12 protein-coding genes are annotated in these 17,316 nt (G+C 70.3%); 7 read left to right on the forward strand and 5 right to left on the reverse strand.

What is annotated here, in order from left to right:
* The 4 genes from G361_RS0104375 to G361_RS0104390 all read right to left on the reverse strand — a co-directional run bounded on the left by G361_RS0104375 (position 1) and on the right by G361_RS0104390 (position 5,146).
* Complete coding sequence (locus G361_RS0104375; protein WP_019925835.1) at positions 1-1,428, reverse strand: TIGR02678 family protein; 1,428 nt, start codon at positions 1,426-1,428, stop codon at positions 1-3.
* A complete protein-coding gene (locus G361_RS42295) occupies positions 1,428-2,948 on the reverse strand; it encodes a TIGR02677 family protein (protein WP_052172727.1) in 1,521 nt (506 codons plus the stop codon). The genes G361_RS0104375 and G361_RS42295 overlap by 1 nt, the downstream gene beginning before the upstream one ends.
* Positions 2,949-3,129: 181 nt before the next feature.
* A complete protein-coding gene (locus G361_RS0104385; protein ID WP_019925837.1) occupies positions 3,130-3,927 on the reverse strand; it encodes a DUF2127 domain-containing protein in 798 nt (265 codons plus the stop codon).
* A gap of 25 nt (positions 3,928-3,952) precedes the next feature.
* A complete protein-coding gene (locus G361_RS0104390; RefSeq protein ID WP_019925838.1) occupies positions 3,953-5,146 on the reverse strand; it encodes a hypothetical protein in 1,194 nt (397 codons plus the stop codon).
* A gap of 196 nt (positions 5,147-5,342) precedes the next feature.
* Between G361_RS0104390 and G361_RS0104395 the strand changes: the two genes are divergently transcribed.
* Positions 5,343-5,648, forward strand: a complete 306-nt coding sequence (locus G361_RS0104395) for a hypothetical protein (protein WP_155981299.1) — start codon at positions 5,343-5,345, stop codon at positions 5,646-5,648.
* A gap of 69 nt (positions 5,649-5,717) precedes the next feature.
* Here G361_RS0104395 and G361_RS0104400 read toward each other — a convergent pair whose 3' ends face one another.
* Positions 5,718-6,602 (reverse strand): PAC2 family protein, encoded by an 885-nt coding sequence (locus G361_RS0104400; RefSeq protein ID WP_019925840.1) that lies wholly within the window; start codon positions 6,600-6,602, stop codon positions 5,718-5,720.
* Positions 6,603-6,950: 348 nt separating this feature from the next.
* Between G361_RS0104400 and metH the strand changes: the two genes are divergently transcribed.
* From metH to G361_RS0104430, 6 genes are all read left to right on the forward strand, one after another.
* Positions 6,951-10,547: a methionine synthase gene (gene metH / locus G361_RS0104405; protein WP_052172621.1), complete on the forward strand. Its 3,597-nt coding sequence runs from the start codon at positions 6,951-6,953 to the stop codon at positions 10,545-10,547.
* A 354-nt stretch (positions 10,548-10,901) separates the two neighbouring features.
* Complete coding sequence (locus tag G361_RS0104410; RefSeq protein WP_019925842.1) at positions 10,902-12,557, forward strand: serine/threonine-protein kinase; 1,656 nt, start codon at positions 10,902-10,904, stop codon at positions 12,555-12,557.
* Positions 12,558-12,814: 257 nt separating this feature from the next.
* Positions 12,815-13,492: an HAD-IA family hydrolase gene (locus G361_RS0104415; protein ID WP_019925843.1), complete on the forward strand. Its 678-nt coding sequence runs from the start codon at positions 12,815-12,817 to the stop codon at positions 13,490-13,492.
* A gap of 225 nt (positions 13,493-13,717) precedes the next feature.
* Complete coding sequence (locus G361_RS0104420; RefSeq protein ID WP_052172622.1) at positions 13,718-14,602, forward strand: ArpA protein; 885 nt, start codon at positions 13,718-13,720, stop codon at positions 14,600-14,602.
* A 12-nt stretch (positions 14,603-14,614) separates the two neighbouring features.
* Positions 14,615-15,439, forward strand: coding sequence for a class I SAM-dependent methyltransferase (locus G361_RS0104425; protein WP_019925845.1), 825 nt, complete (start codon positions 14,615-14,617; stop codon positions 15,437-15,439).
* Positions 15,436-17,247, forward strand: a complete 1,812-nt coding sequence (locus G361_RS0104430) for a choline/carnitine O-acyltransferase (protein ID WP_019925846.1) — start codon at positions 15,436-15,438, stop codon at positions 17,245-17,247. The genes G361_RS0104425 and G361_RS0104430 overlap by 4 nt, the downstream gene beginning before the upstream one ends.
* Positions 17,248-17,316 lie beyond the last annotated feature (69 nt).

The following is a 17,316-nucleotide window of genomic DNA, read 5'->3' on the forward strand; positions in this document are numbered from 1 at the left end:
TCACGACCCACCCCCCGCATCGGCGTGCGCGCCGAGTTTCGCGGCGGAGGCGAACAATTCGGACTGCGCGCGGGTGCGCACCGTCACGATCGCGCCCCGATAGCGTGCGAGCGCGGGCAGGATCAGCAGCCCGGACTCGCCGGCCGGGGCGCCCGCCGGCCCGACGGTCCGGACCAGCCGCAGTCGTTCCAGCAATGCGACGGCCTCGGTGGTCAGCGCCGGCACATCGGCCTGCCATTGCGCGGCGAAGGTGGAGCCGTAGCGGTCGGTCAGCGCCTGCACCGTCTCGCGGATCCAGTCCCGGGTGAGGTACGGATGCTCCGGGACCACCGGCCGCTGCGGGTCGTCGGCCGAATCCTCTTCGTCCGCAACGGGTTCGGCGGCCACGGCCAGCGGCTCGAATACGGTGGCGAGCGGTATCGCGGCGTCGAGCCGGTCGGACAGTTCGGTGGCCGGGGCGGGCAGGGGCCGCCGGGGCACGGGATTGTCGATGTCGAGCACCCGGTCCGCGATCTCGCCGACCAGCAGCAGCGCCACCTGCGCGAGCGTCCCGGTGCCCGGGAACCGGACGTCGGACAGCCGCCCCGAGGTATCGATGAGGGCGACGCCCTCGGCCCGCCGTTCGGCCCGCAGTCCGGTCAGCAGTTCGACCTCCGCGACCAGCTTCTCCGACCCGAGCAGGGTCCGCTCGTCGGCGGCCAGTTCCTCGGCGTACACCACGGGCAGCTCCACCAGCGCGCGCCGGACCCGGCGCGCGGCCGCCGCCCGCGTCGCGGCGACGGAAACCGTTGCGCCACCGTCGTTCCCGCCGTCGGCAAGCAATCCGTGCACGCTCCGCAGATGCTGCAACGCCCGCGGCGGCCGGAAGATCGCGAACACCACCGAGCGATCGATGTCGTACAGCGCCTCCCCGGCCTCCGGATCCGCCGCCCAGCCACCGGCGTCGCCGTCGGCGAGGGTCAGCGCGCCGCGGGCGGACAGCCAGGCCACCGCGTCGACGAAGGCGTCCCGATCGGCGGCGCGCTCGGTGGACAACTCCAGCCCGTCCACCCGCGTCGCGTAGGCGGCGACCTGATCGGCCAACTCCGACAACGTGATCTGATCCCCCGCGCGCCCCAGCGAGGCCAGCGCCAGCGCCAGATACGCGTAGCGCCGCCGGTCGAAGACCCGCTCGGCGGGTGTCCGCGCGGGCCGACCGGGATCGAGCCGATCCGCCACCGGGAACAACCGCGCGGTGGTCTCCGTGACCTCCAGCCGATAGCCGAAGAGTTCGGCGAGATCCTCCCGCAGTTCGGTGGCCCAGCGCCGGATCAACGGCAGCGCAATACGATCCGGGAAGGTCCGGGTCACCAGATGGTTGGCCAGCACCACCCGCGCGGCCCGCTGATACGAATCCAGCGCCAGCGGCGCGATACTCCGCGCATGCATCACGATCCCCTCACCGCCGAACGCGATCCGGGGGACTCCGCACCCGTTGCCGCGCGCGAATTCTCGCGCACCTCCAAGCGCCGGTTGTTCAGGTACAACAGCCCCCGGGCCGTCCGCACCACCGTCGAACCGGGATGTTCGGACACGGTGAGCGTGACGCCGTTCTCGGAACCGGTGGTGCCGACCCGGCCACTGACCGGAACCCACGCCGTCGACGCCGCGTCGAGCAGGCGCAGCAGCACCTCCGTCTCGCGTTCGTCGAGCGCGTGCTCGTGGACATCGGCCGCCGCCAGTGATCGTGCCGCCGCGGCACGTTCGCGCTGGGCCTCGAGCTGGGCCTGCCGCAGCCGGCGAATTCCCGCGTCGTTGCGCTGGATTCGCGACGGCGCCCCCGGTGACGGCGGCCGCCCGGTCTCGGCCAGGGTGCGCGCGATCTCCAACGGCGGTGCGTCCCACCAGGATCGGATGGGCGGGATCACGTCGGCGTCCGGATGTTCCATCGCCAGATGCCGCGGCCGGCCCAGGCCGAACACCGCGTCGAACAGGGCGTGCGCGCTGTCCACGGTCGGCGCGGCGGTGAACCAGCCCGCCAGATGCCGCAGCGCGGACTCCCGGCTCACGCCGCCCTTGCGGGTCTCGGTGACCCGGCGCAGCAGCGACAGCACCGCCGCGATCGCGCTCATCGTCGCCTCCCGCAGCCGCTCGGCCTCGGTACCGGCGTGCGCGTCGGCGCCGAGTTCGGCGGCCGCGACGAACCAGGCCCGCAGGCCCTGCCAGCGGGCGCGCCAATCCTGTTCCCGCTCGGCCACATTCAGCAGCACGCGTTCGTCGGTGGCGCCGGCGCGGGCGATCATCTCCGCGACCCCGGTCTGCTCCACCTCGGCGATCGCGGCGGCCAGCCGCGGTGCGTACCGGGCCAGGTCCATGCTGAATTCGCGCATGTGCGCCAGCAGCGCATCCTTGTGCGCGAGAAAGGATTCCGGGGTCGCCTCGGTGGTGCGGACCAGATCGCCGAGGGTGAGGTAGAAGTGCGCGGCCCGGTCGGCGAGTTCCGACAGCGCGGTGTCGAGCCGGTTCAGGATCCGGTAGACCCGTTCGGCGTCACCGGTCCGGTTGGCCTCGGCCAGCGCCTGCAGATCGGCCAGCAGTTCGGGCAGGACCAGCCGCGACAGCGCCGCCTCGTCGGCCCGCGCGCCGAGCACGTCGGCGACCGCCCGATACGCCTGATATCCGGTCTGCGAGAACTGATAGACGTAGTGCCGGTTGCGATATTCGGCCAGCGTCGCCGCTCGGGTGCCGTCGTAACTGCGTTCCAGCACACCCCAGCGGTGCAGCTGTTCCAGCAGCGGTCCCACCTCGGTCGCGGTGAGCCGCGGCGCATCCGGGAATCCGGTCAGCGTCTCGGCGACGTCGCTGGCGTGCAGCAGCACCACGTAGGCGGCGCGCGCGTGGTCGAATGCGCGCAGCACCCACAGGTATTCGCCGCGCTTCTCCGCCACCGCGAAGGAGAACAGCCGCAGCCGATCGTCGGCTCCCGCGCCGCCGCCCCCGAGTACGCCGGCGCGACCCGTGACGCCGGCGGCGTCGAACAGGCCGGGCGCCCCGGGCAGCAATCCTCCAGCGGACTCGGTCACCGGGTCGAGAGTAGTACCGTCGCCGCGGGTGCCGGTGGCGTACCCGGGATCGGCGTGCCGAGCGGCCTCAGCTCCCGGTCTCGGCGACCGGCCGGGCGGCGGCCGCGGCCGGGTCGGCCAGTGCGGCCCGCTCGACGGTGAGCAGGCTCTCCTCGCTGTGTTCGGCGTGGTAGGCCCGCCCGCCGCCGTTGATGCCGAACAGGCGCTTGGACCACAGCAGCCACAGCACCGCGGCCACGTTGATCAGCAGCGCGCCCGCCCGCACGACGGTGATCCGCTCGGTGAGTTCGTAGATCTCGAAGGGCAGGAACAGCGCGGTCGCGACCACGGCGAAGTACTCACCCCAGCGCTGGACGAGCCACAGGCCGACGGCCTCGATCAATTCGATCGCCGCATATCCGAGCAACCCCACCGCGATCAGCGTGAGGGTGGTCGGCGACAGCTGCCAGCCCTTCTCGATGAAGTGCACGATCTTCGAATTGTCCGGGTTCCAGCCGATCTGGTCGGCCAGGGGGCGGATCAGCGGCATCTCCCGATCGAAGGCCGAACGCAGCTGCGACTGCGAGTTGCGCACCTTGTACACGCCGAATGCCAGTGCGATGAAGACCAATCCGCGCAGGATTCGTTCGACCGCCAGCAGCCGCATGATGAACCGGTCGCGCAGCAGCCGCCCGCGCGGCACCTCCGGGGCGGCGTCGGCGGGGCCGCGTTGCCGCGGATCGCCGACCACGAAATCGCCGCAGCGCAGGCAGCGCCACGCCTCGCCGGCGGGCGTCGAGACGTGCAGGCGCGCGGCCAGTTCCGTCTCGTCGGGCGCGTACGTGGCGTGCCCCCGCCACGAGCAGGTACGCAGACTGAAATCCATTCGTCGCACAATAATGGCCGACGGCTCAGGACGGGGACAGCGACCGCAGCCGATCGAGATAGGTTCGGGTGCGGGGATCGCCGGGATACCGCCCGATCATCTCCCGGGCCGTCTCCCCGGCGATCCAGAGCAGCGAGGGCAGCGAGCGGCGGTGCCCGTCGAAGGCCCGCAACGCCTCGTGCAGCGCGCGTTCCAGATCGCCGTCGCGGACCGCGACGACCGCGAGCGTCAGCTGGGCCTCCGCCACCCGCATCGGGCTGCGGACCGTGCCGTCGGGTGCGGTGGCCGACCGGATGACCCGGCGCGCATACGCTTCGGCGCGCCGATCGTCGCCCGCCACCCGGAAACAGTCCATCGCATAGAAATCCAGCTTTTCCGGATCGACCACGAAGTGATTGTCCAGATTCGCCGGATGGTCCAATCGCTGTAGAATTGCCCGACTTTCGGAGAGGGCCGCCTCCATCCGGCCGTGGTCGCCGAGCCGCGCCCACGCCTTCGCCTGCTGCGCGGACAGCTGCACCGCGACGCCGAGTCGCTGGGTACTTGCCGCGACACCGTCGACCGCCTCGATCGCGCCGCGGTAATTGCCCTGGGTGAGTGCGAACCACGCGGCCATTTCCGCACCCCAGCCGACGATCTCGACATGTTCGGCCTCGTGCCCGAGCGAGGTCGCGGCGCGCCGGGTGACCTCCGCGGCGGCCCGGCGGCCCAGATCGTAGTCGAGACAGCCGACCAGCAGCGCCACCCAACCGGCCAGCACCAGCACCTCGCGATGCTGGGCCAGGGTGAGCCGGCCGTCCAGCAGCGAGGTGATCCGGCGCAGCCAGGCGGTGCCCTCCGCATGCAGTACCGCCGCGTCGCCGCAAGGGTATTCGCAGCACAACCGCTCGGCGGTGATCCGCAGCGCGTCCAGGGTGGCGCCGCACACGTCCGACATCCGCAGGCGCCCGATGAATTCCAGCGTGTCCATGCCCGTGGACGAGAGCAGTTCGTCGTCCCGATTGGGCCTGGCCTTCGGGAAGAACGCCGTGGTCACGGTGTCGAAGCAGGCGGCGATGATCGGTGCGTAGAACTCGTCGGGCCGGGACTCGCCGGACTCCCAGCGCCGCCAATTCCGAAGTAGCGTACTGTCGGTCGGCAGGTTGTGTGAGGACTTGGCGCGCATGGCCCGGACCGCCTCGGCCTGCGACCAGCCGCGGGCTTCGCGTTCGGAGCGCATTCGCACTGCCCAGACTGGGCGTTCGTCACCGGCGGCCATATCTTCTAGTATCCCACCAGCAAACTCCGCATGGTCCGGGATAGGGCAATCCGATGTCACCGGTTTGACATCTGCACTGGCATTCCGGGGTGGAGGATCCTCGTAGGAAACGGTTTGCTGTGTCCGATGCTGTCTCCCAAATCGCATGGAGGTTCGGGTGGAAGCGTTGATCTATGGGTACCTGCGTGACGATCTGGCCGAGGGCCGGCTCGGCGAACTCGAGGACGCCATGTGCGATCTCGCCCGCGCCGCCGGCCTGTGCTTCGCCGCCACGTTCCACGAGTCCGATCCCGGCGACGGCACCGCCTTCGCGGAGCTCACCGCCGAACTGAAACGGGCCGAGGCCCACCATGTCGTGGTGCCGTCCCTGGAACACCTTGCCGGACAGACCATTCCGCGTGACCTGTTGATCGCCAAACTGGCCCAGGAGGCCGCGGCGCAGGTCTGGACGGTGCAGTGCTGAATCGGCCGGCCGCCGCGGACCGGGACGCCGCCGCCGAATCATCCGGCGGCGGCGCGGTTCTCGATCCGATCAGAGTGCGAAACCGCCCGGTCCGCCGCGGCGGCGCAGGTATTTCTCGAATTCGGCGGCGATCGCGTCACCGTCGATCTTCGCCATCGCCTCGTTGAGATCGACCTGATCGCCGCGCTCCTCCAGGGAGCGAACGTATTCGGTGACCTCCTCGTCGCCGGCGGTCATCTCGTCGACCGCCTTCTCCCACTCCTCGGCCTGGGTGGGCAGCTCGCCGAGCGGGACCTCGATGTCGAGCACGTCCTCGACCTTGTGCAGCAGGGCGATGGTGGCCTTGGGATTCGGCGGCTGCGACACGTAGTGCGGCACCGCGGCCCAGAACGAGATGGACGGTACGCCCGCGCGCACGCACGCGTCCTGCAGCACCCCGGTGATCCCGGTCGGGCCCTCGTACCGGGTCTGCTCGATGCTGAACTGCTCGGCCGCCTCCTTGTTGTAGGCGGTGCCGGTGACGGGGACGGGACGGGTGTGCGGGGTGTCGGCGAGCAGCGCGCCGAGGATGACGACGGTGGTGACGCCGAGCTGATCGATCAGTTCCAGGATGTCGTTGCAGAAGCTGCGCCAGCGCATGTTGGGCTCGATGCCGTGCAACAGGACCACGTCGCGGTTGCTGCCCGGTGGCGAGCAGACCGACAAGGTCGTCGACGGCCACTGGATCTCGCGCGTGACGCCGTCGACCTGACGAACCGTCGGGCGGTTCACCTGGTAGTCGTAGTAGTCCTCGGAGTCCAGCTCGGCGAGCGGTTCCGCGTCCCAGATCAGCTCCAGATGCTCGACGGCACCGCTGGCGGCGTCGGCGGCATCGTTCCAGCCCTCGAAGGCAGCGACCAGGACGGGATCACGCAACGTCGGCAGATCCGGATCGGGTGATGCACTGGCGTTCACCCGGTCAGCCTACGGTGTGGTGGCAGTTCCTTTCACTGCATATCGCCGATGCAGGCCGTGTGCTGGTCCGATTGCCTCGTTCCGGTCGGCGTGTCCGTGACCGCCGGACGGCGGCATCCGCGGCGGCCGGTCGGCGGCGTGGGCGAACCTCCGGCCGTAGGTGTCGAGGACCTTCGGTCGGCGGCGTCGAGGACCTTCGGTCGGCAGTGTCGGCGACCTCCGGTCGGCAATGTCGGCGACCTCCGGTCGGGGCGCCGGTTGTGGCTCAGGTTGTGGCGCGGCTCACGACCGGCCCCTGAACAGTGTGCGCGACGGCGGATTGTCGGCGGGGACCTTTACTCTTTAAGAATGCCAGTGCCCTCCCATGCCGCGTCCGGGACGCCGCCGACGTTCGATACCACGTTGTTCGACACGCTCGCCCGGCGTGTGCTGATCGGTGACGGCGCCATGGGCACCATGTTGCAGGCGGCGGACCTGTCCCTGGACGATTTCCTGGGGCTCGAGGGCTGCAACGAGATCCTCAACGCGACCAGGCCGGACGTGCTGCGCGGTATCCACCGCGCGTATTTCGAGGCCGGCGCCGACGCGGTCGAGACCAACACCTTCGGCTGCAACCTGCCGAATCTGGCCGATTACGGCATCTCCGACCGTATTCGCGATCTGTCCGAGCGCGGCACCCGGCTGGCCCGCGAGGTGGCGGACGAGATGGGTCCGTCCGCCGACGGTACCCCACGCTACGTCCTGGGCTCGATGGGCCCCGGCACCAAACTGCCGACGCTCGGCCACGCCCCCTTCGCGGCGCTGCGCGACGCCTACACCGAATCCGCGCTCGGCATGCTGGAGGGCGGCGCCGACGCGGTACTCATCGAGACCTGCCAGGACCTGCTGCAGCTGAAGGCCGCGGTGATCGGCAGCCGCCGGGCCATGGAACGGGCGGGCCGGCGCATCCCGATCATCACCCACGTCACCGTCGAGACCACCGGCACCATGCTGGTCGGCAGCGAGATCGGCGCGGCGCTCACCGCGGTCGAGCCGCTGGGTATCGACATGATCGGCCTGAACTGCGCCACCGGCCCCGAGGAGATGAGCGAGCACCTGCGCCACCTGTCCAAGCACGCGCAGCTGCCGGTGTCGGTCATGCCGAACGCGGGCCTGCCGGTGCTCGGCCCGAACGGCGCGGAGTACCCGCTGGGCCCGGCGGAGCTGGCGGCGGCGTTGCGCGGTTTCGTCACCGAATTCGGGCTGGCGCTGGTCGGCGGGTGCTGCGGCACCACCCCGGAGCACATCCGGCAGGTGGCCGAGGCGGTCGCCGAGGTGCAGCCGGCGGCGCGCGCGCCGCGGCACGAGCCCAGCGTGTCCTCCATCTACACCGCGGTGCCGTTCGAGCAGGACGCGTCGATCATGATGATCGGTGAGCGCACGAATGCCAACGGCTCCAAGGCCTTCCGCGACGCGATGCTCGCGGGCGACTGGCAGCGGTGCCTCGACATCGCGAAGGATCAGACCCGCGACGGCGCGCACATGCTGGACCTGTGCGTCGACTACGTCGGCCGCGACGGCACCGCCGACATGGCCGAGCTGGCCTCCCGGCTGGCCACCGCCTCCACCCTGCCGATCATGCTCGACTCCACCGAGGCGCCGGTACTGCGCGCCGGGCTCGAGCATCTGGGCGGGCGCTGCGCGGTCAACTCGGTCAACTACGAGGACGGCGACGGACCGGATTCCCGCTTCCAGCAGACCATGCGGCTGGTCGCCGAGCACGGCGCCGCGGTGGTCGCGCTCACCATCGACGAGGAGGGCCAGGCCCGCACCGCGGAGCACAAGGTCGCGATCGCCGAGCGGCTCATCGCCGACATCACCGGCAACTGGGGGCTGGCCGAGTCCGACATCATCGTCGACTGCCTCACCTTCACCCTCGGCACCGGCCAGGAGGAGTCCCGCCGCGACGGCATCGAGACCATCGAGGGCATCCGGGAACTCAAGCGCCGGCATCCGGAGGTGCAGACCACCCTCGGTCTGTCGAACATCTCCTTCGGCCTGAATCCGGCGGCCCGCCAGGTGCTCAACTCGGTGTTCATGCACGAATGTGTCGAGGCCGGACTGGATTCCGCGATCGTGCACGCCTCGAAGATCCTGCCGATCAGCCGCATTCCGGAGGATCGGCGGGAGACCGCGCTGGATCTGGTGTACGACCGCCGCCGCGAAGGCTACGACCCGTTGCAGCAGTTGATGACCATGTTCGAGGGCGTGTCCGCGGCCTCGGCGAAGGCGTCGCGGGCCGACGAGCTGGCCGCGCTGCCGCTGTTCGAACGGCTCGAGCGCCGCATCGTCGACGGCGACCGCAACGGTCTCGACGTCGACCTCGAGGCGGCGATGCAGACGGTGCCGCCGCTGCAGATCATCAACGAGACGCTGCTGTCGGGTATGAAGACCGTCGGCGAGCTGTTCGGCTCCGGGCAGATGCAGCTGCCGTTCGTCCTGCAGTCCGCCGAGGTGATGAAGACCGCGGTCGCCTATCTGGAACCGCACATGGAGTCCACCGACGACGCGGGCAAGGGCCGCATCGTGCTCGCGACGGTCAAGGGCGACGTGCACGACATCGGCAAGAACCTGGTCGACATCATCCTGTCCAACAACGGCTACGAGGTCGTGAATCTCGGTATCAAACAACCGATCACGGCCATCCTGGACGCCGCCGCCGACAAGAAGGCCGACGTCATCGGCATGTCCGGCCTGCTGGTCAAGTCGACGGTGGTCATGAAGGAGAACCTGCAGGAGATGAACTCCCGCGGGCTCGCGGAGAAGTTCCCGGTCCTGCTCGGCGGCGCCGCGCTGACCCGCGCCTACGTCGAGAACGATCTCACCGACGTGTTCGAGGGCGAGGTCAACTACGCCCGCGACGCGTTCGAGGGTCTGCGCCTGATGGACGAGATCATGACCCGCAAACGCGGCGGCGGCCTCGATCCGGACAGCCCGGAGGCGCTCGCCGCCCGGTCCAAGGCCGCCGAGCGCAAGGCCCGGCACGAGCGCTCCCAGCGCATCGCCGAGGAGCGCCGGGCCGCCGAGGTGCCGGTGGCGGTGCCGGCCCGTTCCGATGTGGCCGCCGACCTGCCGGTTCCGGTGCCGCCGTTCTGGGGCACCCGGGTCGTGAAGGGGCTCGCGGTGCCGGAGTACTCCGGCCTGCTCGACGAGCGGGCGCTGTTCCTGGGCCAGTGGGGTCTGCGCGGGCAGCGCGGCGGCGAGGGCCCGAGCTACGAGGAACTGGTCGAGACCGAGGGCCGCCCCCGGCTGCGGTACTGGCTGGACCGATTGTCCACCGAAGGTGTGCTGCAACACGCCGCCGTGGTGTACGGCTATTTCCCGGCCGTCTCCGAGGGTGACGACGTGATCGTGCTGGCCGAGCCGAATCCGGCTGCGGCGGAACGGTATCGGTTCACCTTCCCGCGGCAGCAGCGGGACCGGTTCCTGTGCATCGCCGATTTCCTGCGCTCCCGCGAACGCGCCGCCGAGACCGGTCAGGTGGACGTCTGGCCGTTCCAGCTGGTCACCATGGGACAGCCGATCGCCGATTTCGCCAATCGACTGTTCGCGGACAACAATTATCGCGACTATCTGGAAGTACACGGCATCGGCGTGCAGCTCACCGAGGCGCTCGCGGAATACTGGCATCGGCGCATCCGCGAAGAACTGGTACTGGAGGGTCATTCGGTCGCCGACGACGATCCGGCCGATGTCCAGGAGTACTTCAAGCTCGGATACCGGGGCGCCCGTTTCTCGTTCGGCTACGGCGCCTGTCCCGATCTGGACGACCGCGCGAAACTCGTCGAGCTGCTGGCGGCCGATCGGATCGGCGTGACGCTCTCCGAGGAACTCCAGTTGCATCCGGAGCAGTCCACCGACGCCTTCGTTCTGCTGCACCCGGAAGCGAAGTATTTCAGCGCCTGACCTTGCGCTACGACATCCGCGCCCGCCACGACGCCGGCGGGCGCGCGTGTTGTGGCGCGGTCGTCGGTGATTCGGGCCGGAATTCGGGTACCACTGTGCCACAACGGCGTTCCCGCACCGTCGCGGAATGGCGCTGGCGTATCTGTGAAATCGAGCTCCCGGCGCTCGCGGCGGTGTCGCGGAAATGTGCCGGGAACCACGAATTACACAGCGCGACAGTCTTTGTCGGAATCCGTGTCATGGGCCGGTAATGTGATCACCGGACGTACCGCGTAAGATTTTCACAGTGTTTCCGGGCTTTCACGCAGCAGTGGTAGGTGGCTCGGCGTGCGAGGCCAGGAGAGGTTCGACAGCATGACGGCAGACCGGCTGATCGCGGGGCGGTATCGCCTGGGAGACCCCATCGGTACCGGCGCCATGGGCGTGGTGTGGCGGGGCGACGATGTCCGGCTGCGGCGCACCGTCGCGGTGAAGCAGTTGCTGCTCAATCCGGGGCTGACCCGGGTGCAGGCCATGGAGGCGAAACTGCGCGCGATGCGCGAGGGCCGGATCGCGGCCCGGCTGCATCACCCCAACGCGGTGACCGTCTTCGACGTCGCCGAGGAGGACGGCCAGCCGTGGCTGGTCATGGAGTTCGTCGACGCGCCGAGCCTCGCGGCCCTCATGCGTGACACCGGTCCGCTGGAACCGCGGCGGGTGGCGCGCATCGGTGCCCAGGTCGCCGACGCGCTGGCCGCCGCCCACGACGCGGGCATCGTGCATCGCGACGTGAAGCCCGCCAATGTGCTGGTCACCGACAACGGGACCGCGAAGATCACCGACTTCGGCATCTCCCGTGCGGTCGGCGACGTCACGGTGACCTCGACCGGCTTCCTGGCCGGCACCCCGGCCTATCTGGCCCCGGAGATCGCGCGCGGTGAGGATTCCTCGCCGAGTTCGGACGTGTTCGCGCTGGGTTCCACCCTGTACGCCGCGGTCGAGGGTGCGCCGCCGTTCGGCGAGGGGGAGAATCCGCTCGCGACGCTGCACGCGGTCGCCCGTGCCGATGTCCCGGCCCCCGCCCGGGCCGGGACGCTGGGCCCGGTGCTGATGCGGCTGCTGGCCTCCGAACCGGCCGATCGGCCGGGGATGCGCGAGGTGCAGGAGGCCTTGGCCGCGGTCGCCGAGGGACGTACCCCGGAACTCGCGGAGGCGCAGACGAAGGTGCTCGCGGCGCCCGCGCCCGAACCCGCGGTCTCCCCGACCACCGTGCTGCCCCCGCACGAGGTGCTGCCCGTCGAATCGCCCATGCTCGCGACGCCGCCCCGGCCCGCGGCGCCGCGGCCGCCCCGGGATCGGGCCGCCCGGCAGCGGATCCTGGTCCTGGTCGCCGCGGGCGTGACGCTGGTGCTGGTGATCATCGCCGTGGTCGTGCTGGCGACCTCCGGCGGCAAGAAGGGGGAGAACACCGCGGGTCCCGTCTCGCCGGGTGCCTCGTCCGCACCGGCCGCGCCGCCGTCCGAGACGAGCGCGGGCGCCGCGCCGCCGGCCTCGGCCGCACCCGGCACCTCGGCCGCCGCGACCTCGTCCGGCGCCGCGGCGCCCGCGCCGGCCACCCCAGCGCCGGGGAGTACGCCGCCGTCCGCGAGCACTCCGCCGCCGCCGGGCGCCACCCCGCCGCCGAGTCCGCTGGCGTCCACGACGTTCACCCCGGCCGCACCCGCCGCCCAGCCCGCCAGCGTGACCTCGTTCGTCACCGGCTACTACGGCATGCTGCCCGGCAATATCGACGGCGCCTGGTCGCAGCTGTCGCCGGCCTATCAAGGTCAGACCGGCGGCTACCAGGCGTATGCGAAATTCTGGTCGGGTATCAGCTCGGTGCGGGTCGGGTCGGTGACGCCGAACGGCCCGGACGGCGTGGTCGCGAACCTCACGTACACCCTGCGCAACGGCTCCACGTCCAGCGAGAGCCGCTGGTTCCGGGTCGACTCGTCCACCGGCCGGATGCTCATCTCCGCGTCCGGGGTCTGAGCGGATCGCCCACCATAGCCGGTCCGGCGACCACTGCCGGGGCATGACGGCGGCCGGTCGGTCGATCCGCTCCGGCGGCGATCATCGCCCCGGCTCGCCCGCGGTCCATTGCGAGAACGATCACGGTCGGCGGGCCCGCCGGTGGTCGATCACGGCCGATATGCTGGCTGCGGGCCGTTCCCTTCGGACCGTAGCGGGCCGCGGATCGGCTCGTCGCCCGGCCGGAGCAGGGGTCCGGCCCGCAATCGTGACGAAAGGTGCGCTCGGTGACGCTGGCCGGTGTCCTGTGGGACATGGACGGGACCCTGCTGGATTCGGAGAAGATCTGGGACGTCGGCGTCCGTGAGCTGGCGGTCGAACTGGGCGGCACGATGTCCGACGAACTCCGGCACGCCCTGATCGGGGCCTCCGGTCCCAACGCGCTGCGTATCGTCTTCGAGGGCCTGGGGCTGGAGCAGCGTCCCGAGGCCGTGGCCGCGGCCGGGAAATGGTTGCAGCGCCGGGTCACCGAACTGTTCGCGGGCCCGGTGCCCTGGCGGCCCGGCGCACAGGAGGCGCTCGCCGCGGTACGCGCGGCCGGTATTCCGGCCGCGCTGGTCACCAATACCCAGCGGCCGGTCGCGGAACTGTGCCTGGACACCGTGGGCCGGCACTGGTTCGACGCCACGGTGTGCGGTGACGAGGTGCCCGAGGGCAAGCCCGCGCCCGACCCCTATCTGCGGGCCGCCGAACTGCTCGGCGTTCCGCCGGAACACTGTGTGGCCGTCGAGGATTCGCCCACCGGCGCGCAGTCGGCGGCGGCCGCGGGCTGCCGGGTCCTGGTGGTGCCCTGCGAGATCGCCGTACCGTCCGGCCCGGGCCGGGTGTTCCGCGAATCGCTGGTGGGCCTGACTGTGGCGGATCTGCACGCGGTCCTCGCCGTCCCGGTGTCCTGACCCGCCCGGCTCGGGCCGGTCGGACGATCATGTAAAGGATTGCCGCGCAATACTGTCCATGCTGTACAGCAGAACAGGCAGATACGGTACCGAACCGACATGCACCACCGTGACACCGGACAACCCGTCGGTTTGTGACTGTTCACGAGGATTGCCCGAATGCTCGGCGGACCGTGCCGGGCCCGGCGAGAATGGAGTGAACGGGGCAGTCAGCGGAGGTGGCGAATGGCTGAAGGCTGTGGGGGAGAGCGGGTCTCGGACGACCTCGAACAGCTCGTCGACCTCGATCGTTATCCGATCGACGAAACTGGCAGTGCGGCAAGGGAATCGGTGGTCGAACGAGTTCGCGCCGAATTGGCCGCCGTCGGCTGCAGCGTACTGCGCGGCTTCGTGCGGCCCTCGCTCGGCGCGCGGTTGCGCGCCGAGGGAAACGACTTGGCGCCCTTCGCTTATCACACCGTCGAGCGGGTGAACGCGTACAACATCCCACTGGACACCGAACTGCCGGCCGGACATCCGGGCCGGATCGTGATGGACCGCGGCAACGCCTTCGTGGCGCGGGATCGCATTCCGGCCACGGCCGCGGTCGAACTGCTCTACACCGATGCGCGGTTCCGTCGTTTCGTCGCCGAATGTTTCGGCCGGCCGGCGCTGTACGAGTACGCCGATCCGCTGGCGGGCCTGTGCCTGAACGTGGTCGCTCCCGGACTGTCGCATCCGTGGCATTTCGACACCAACGAATTCACCGTCAGCATGCTGACCCAGCCGTCCGACGACGGCGGACTCTTCGAATACTGCCCGAACATCCGCACCCCGGAGGCGGAGAATCTCGACGACGTGCGGGCGGTTCTCACCGGCGGGGGCGATCACCTCGTCCGCCGCCTCGCCCTGCGGCCCGGCGATCTACAACTGTTCCGCGGCCGCTTCTCCCTGCATCGGGTATCTCCGGTCGAGGGAAACACCCCGCGGCACACCGCGATCTTCGCCTACAGCGAGCATCCCGGTGTCATCGGCAGCGTGGAACGCACCCGGCAGTTGTTCGGGCGCGTGCTGCCGGAGCATGTGGCCGCGGCCGGCCGATCCGCACGCGGCGACCGACTCCTCGACTGACAAGGACACTACGTGCCGGTTTCGTTGGACAACACCGGAAAAGCCTCCTTCGACGACATCTACGAACGCTCCGATCCGAGCGACTACTACCGTCGAATGGCCGAATTGGACTACTGCATACCGGATTTGGCGAAACCACACTTCCAACGGCTGATCGCCGAATATCGGACGGCCACCGGATCCGCGCCCACGGTGCTCGACATCGGCTGCTCCTACGGGGTGAACGCGGCCGTGCTGCGGCTGGACACCACCGTCGGCGAACTGGCGGAGCACTACCGCTACGGCGACACCGCCGACCGCGCCGCGCGCGACCGCTCCCGGCTGGCGAGCGCGGACGCCATGCCCGATGTCCGTTTCCTCGGGATGGACGCCTCGGCGCCCGCACTCGGGTACGCGGCGTCGACCGGGCTGCTGTCCGATATCGTGCACGCCGACCTGGAATCGGGGGCGCCGACCGACCGCCAGCGCCGGGTGCTGGCGTCCGCGGATCTGGTGATCTCGACCGGCTGTATCGGGTACGTCACCGAGCGCACGCTGCTGAAAGTGGTGACGGCCCATGGCCGCCGATTGCCGTGGATGGCACACTTCGTCTTGCGCATGTTCGACTTCGGTCCGATCGAGCAGTCGCTGCACCGCCTGGGTTACCGCACCGAGCGGGTGCCCGGCACCTTCCGGCAGCGCCGGTTCGCCTCGGCCACCGAACAGGCGCAGATCGTGAACACGTTGTCCGCCAACGGTATCGACCCGTCCGGCCACGAGGCGCAGGGCTGGTTGCATGCCGAACTGTTCGTCTCCGTACCCACACCATCCACTCCGACCGCCGAGGATCGCCAGTGACCGACCGGACCTTCGCCCACGACGCCGAATTGCCGCGTGTCCCGCTGCCCGCACTCGAGGACAGCTGCTCCCGTTTCCTGACGTGGAGCGCACCGCTGCTGACGCCGGACGAATACGCCGAGACCGAGGCGGCGGTGGCCGACCTGCTCCGCGCCGACGGCCCGGCCCGGATCCTGCACGCCGATCTGGAGCGGTTCGACCGGTCGGGCGTGGACAGCTGGCTCGACGAGTTCTGGCCGTCGCGCTACCTGGGCCGCCGCGACCGGATCGCGCTGAACGCCAACTTCTTCTTCCTGTTCCGCGACGACACCCCGCTGGCCCGTTCGACCTCCGCCGATCAGGTGGAGCGGGCGGCGGCCGTCGTGACCGCTGCGGTGAACTACAAACTGCTGCTCGACGACGAGGCCGTCCCGCCGGTGGTGCAGCGCGGCCGCCCGCTGTCGATGGCGCAGAACCGATTCCTGTTCTCCGAGACCAGGATTCCCGGCGTGGGCCAGGACACCGTCCGGGTGCCCTACAGCGCCGGGCAGCCCGGCCCGTCACCGGCGCGGCACATCGCGGTCTTCTTCCGCGGCAACATCTTCCGGCTCGATGTCATCGGACCGGACGGGGTACCGCACGCGCAGGGCGATCTGGTGGACGGCCTGCGCGAGGTGCTGAAGGCCGGTGCGGTGCGCGCGCCCGCGGACACCGCAGTCGGCCACCTCACCACTCTCGCCCGCGCCGACTGGGCGCCGCTGCGGCCCGAGCTGATCGCCGATCCGGGCAACAGCGCCACCCTCGACGTGCTGGAGACCGCCCTGTTCACGGTCTGCCTGGAGGATTTCGCGCCCACCGACACCCAGCACGCCTGCGATCAGCTGCTGCACGGCGACAGCGCCAACCGCTGGTTCGACAAGTCGGTGTCGTTCATCGTGTTCGCCGACGGCAGCGCCGGGATCAACGTCGAACACTGCGGCCTGGACGGCACCACGATCCTGTCCTTCGTCGACACCCTGCTGCGCACCCCGGTGACCGAGCACGAGACCCGCTCCGGCGCCACCGCACAGGGGCTGCCCGCGCTCGCCGCGCTGGAGTTCACCCTCGATGCCGCGCTGCGGGCCCGGATCGCCGCCGCCGGAGCCGATTTCGCGCGGTACGCCGCCGACAACGCCACCACCGCGGTGTCGTTCGACGATTTCGGCACCGATCGGGCCAAGGCACTGGGCATCTCGCCGGATGCCTTCGCCCAGCTCTGCTATCAGCTCGCGCACCAGCGCAGCAAGGGCCTGATCGGGGCGACCTACGAGTCGATCGCCACCCGGCAGTACCGCGGCGGCCGCACCGAGGCGATGCGGGTGGTGACCCCGGAGATCCTGGAATTCGTTGCCGCCATGGACGATCCGGCCGCCGACACCGACGCCAAGCGGGCCGCGGCGCAGACCGCCGCCGCGGCGCACGTCGCCCGCGCGCAGCAGTGCCAGCGCGGCGAGGCCCCGGAACAGCATCTCTGGGAACTGCAATGGATCCAGCGCCGCCGCGGCGCCGAACTGGGCGCCGATGAGCCGATGCCGTTCTTCGACAGTCCGGGCTGGCAGATCGCCCGGGACGACTACCTCAGTACCAGCTCCGCCCCGTCGGTGAACATCCAGTACTTCGGATTCGGCTGCACCAGTGCGAAATGCATCGGCGTCGCCTATGTCCTGCTGCCGGACCGCTGGAACCTCTACCTCGCCACGCCGACCTCGGTGGCGCCGCAGATGCACGATTTCGCCACACATCTGCGCACCGCGGTCGCCGAGCTGTCGGCGCTGCTGGCGGCGGCCTGAGCGACGGCCCGGCGACCGGTCGATCGGCAGCCGCCGAAAATCCGGCCGCCGGGCCGCTCTGCTACCCTG

The sequence above is a fragment of the Nocardia sp. BMG111209 genome, assembly GCF_000381925.1.
GTDB lineage: Bacteria > Actinomycetota > Actinomycetes > Mycobacteriales > Mycobacteriaceae > Nocardia.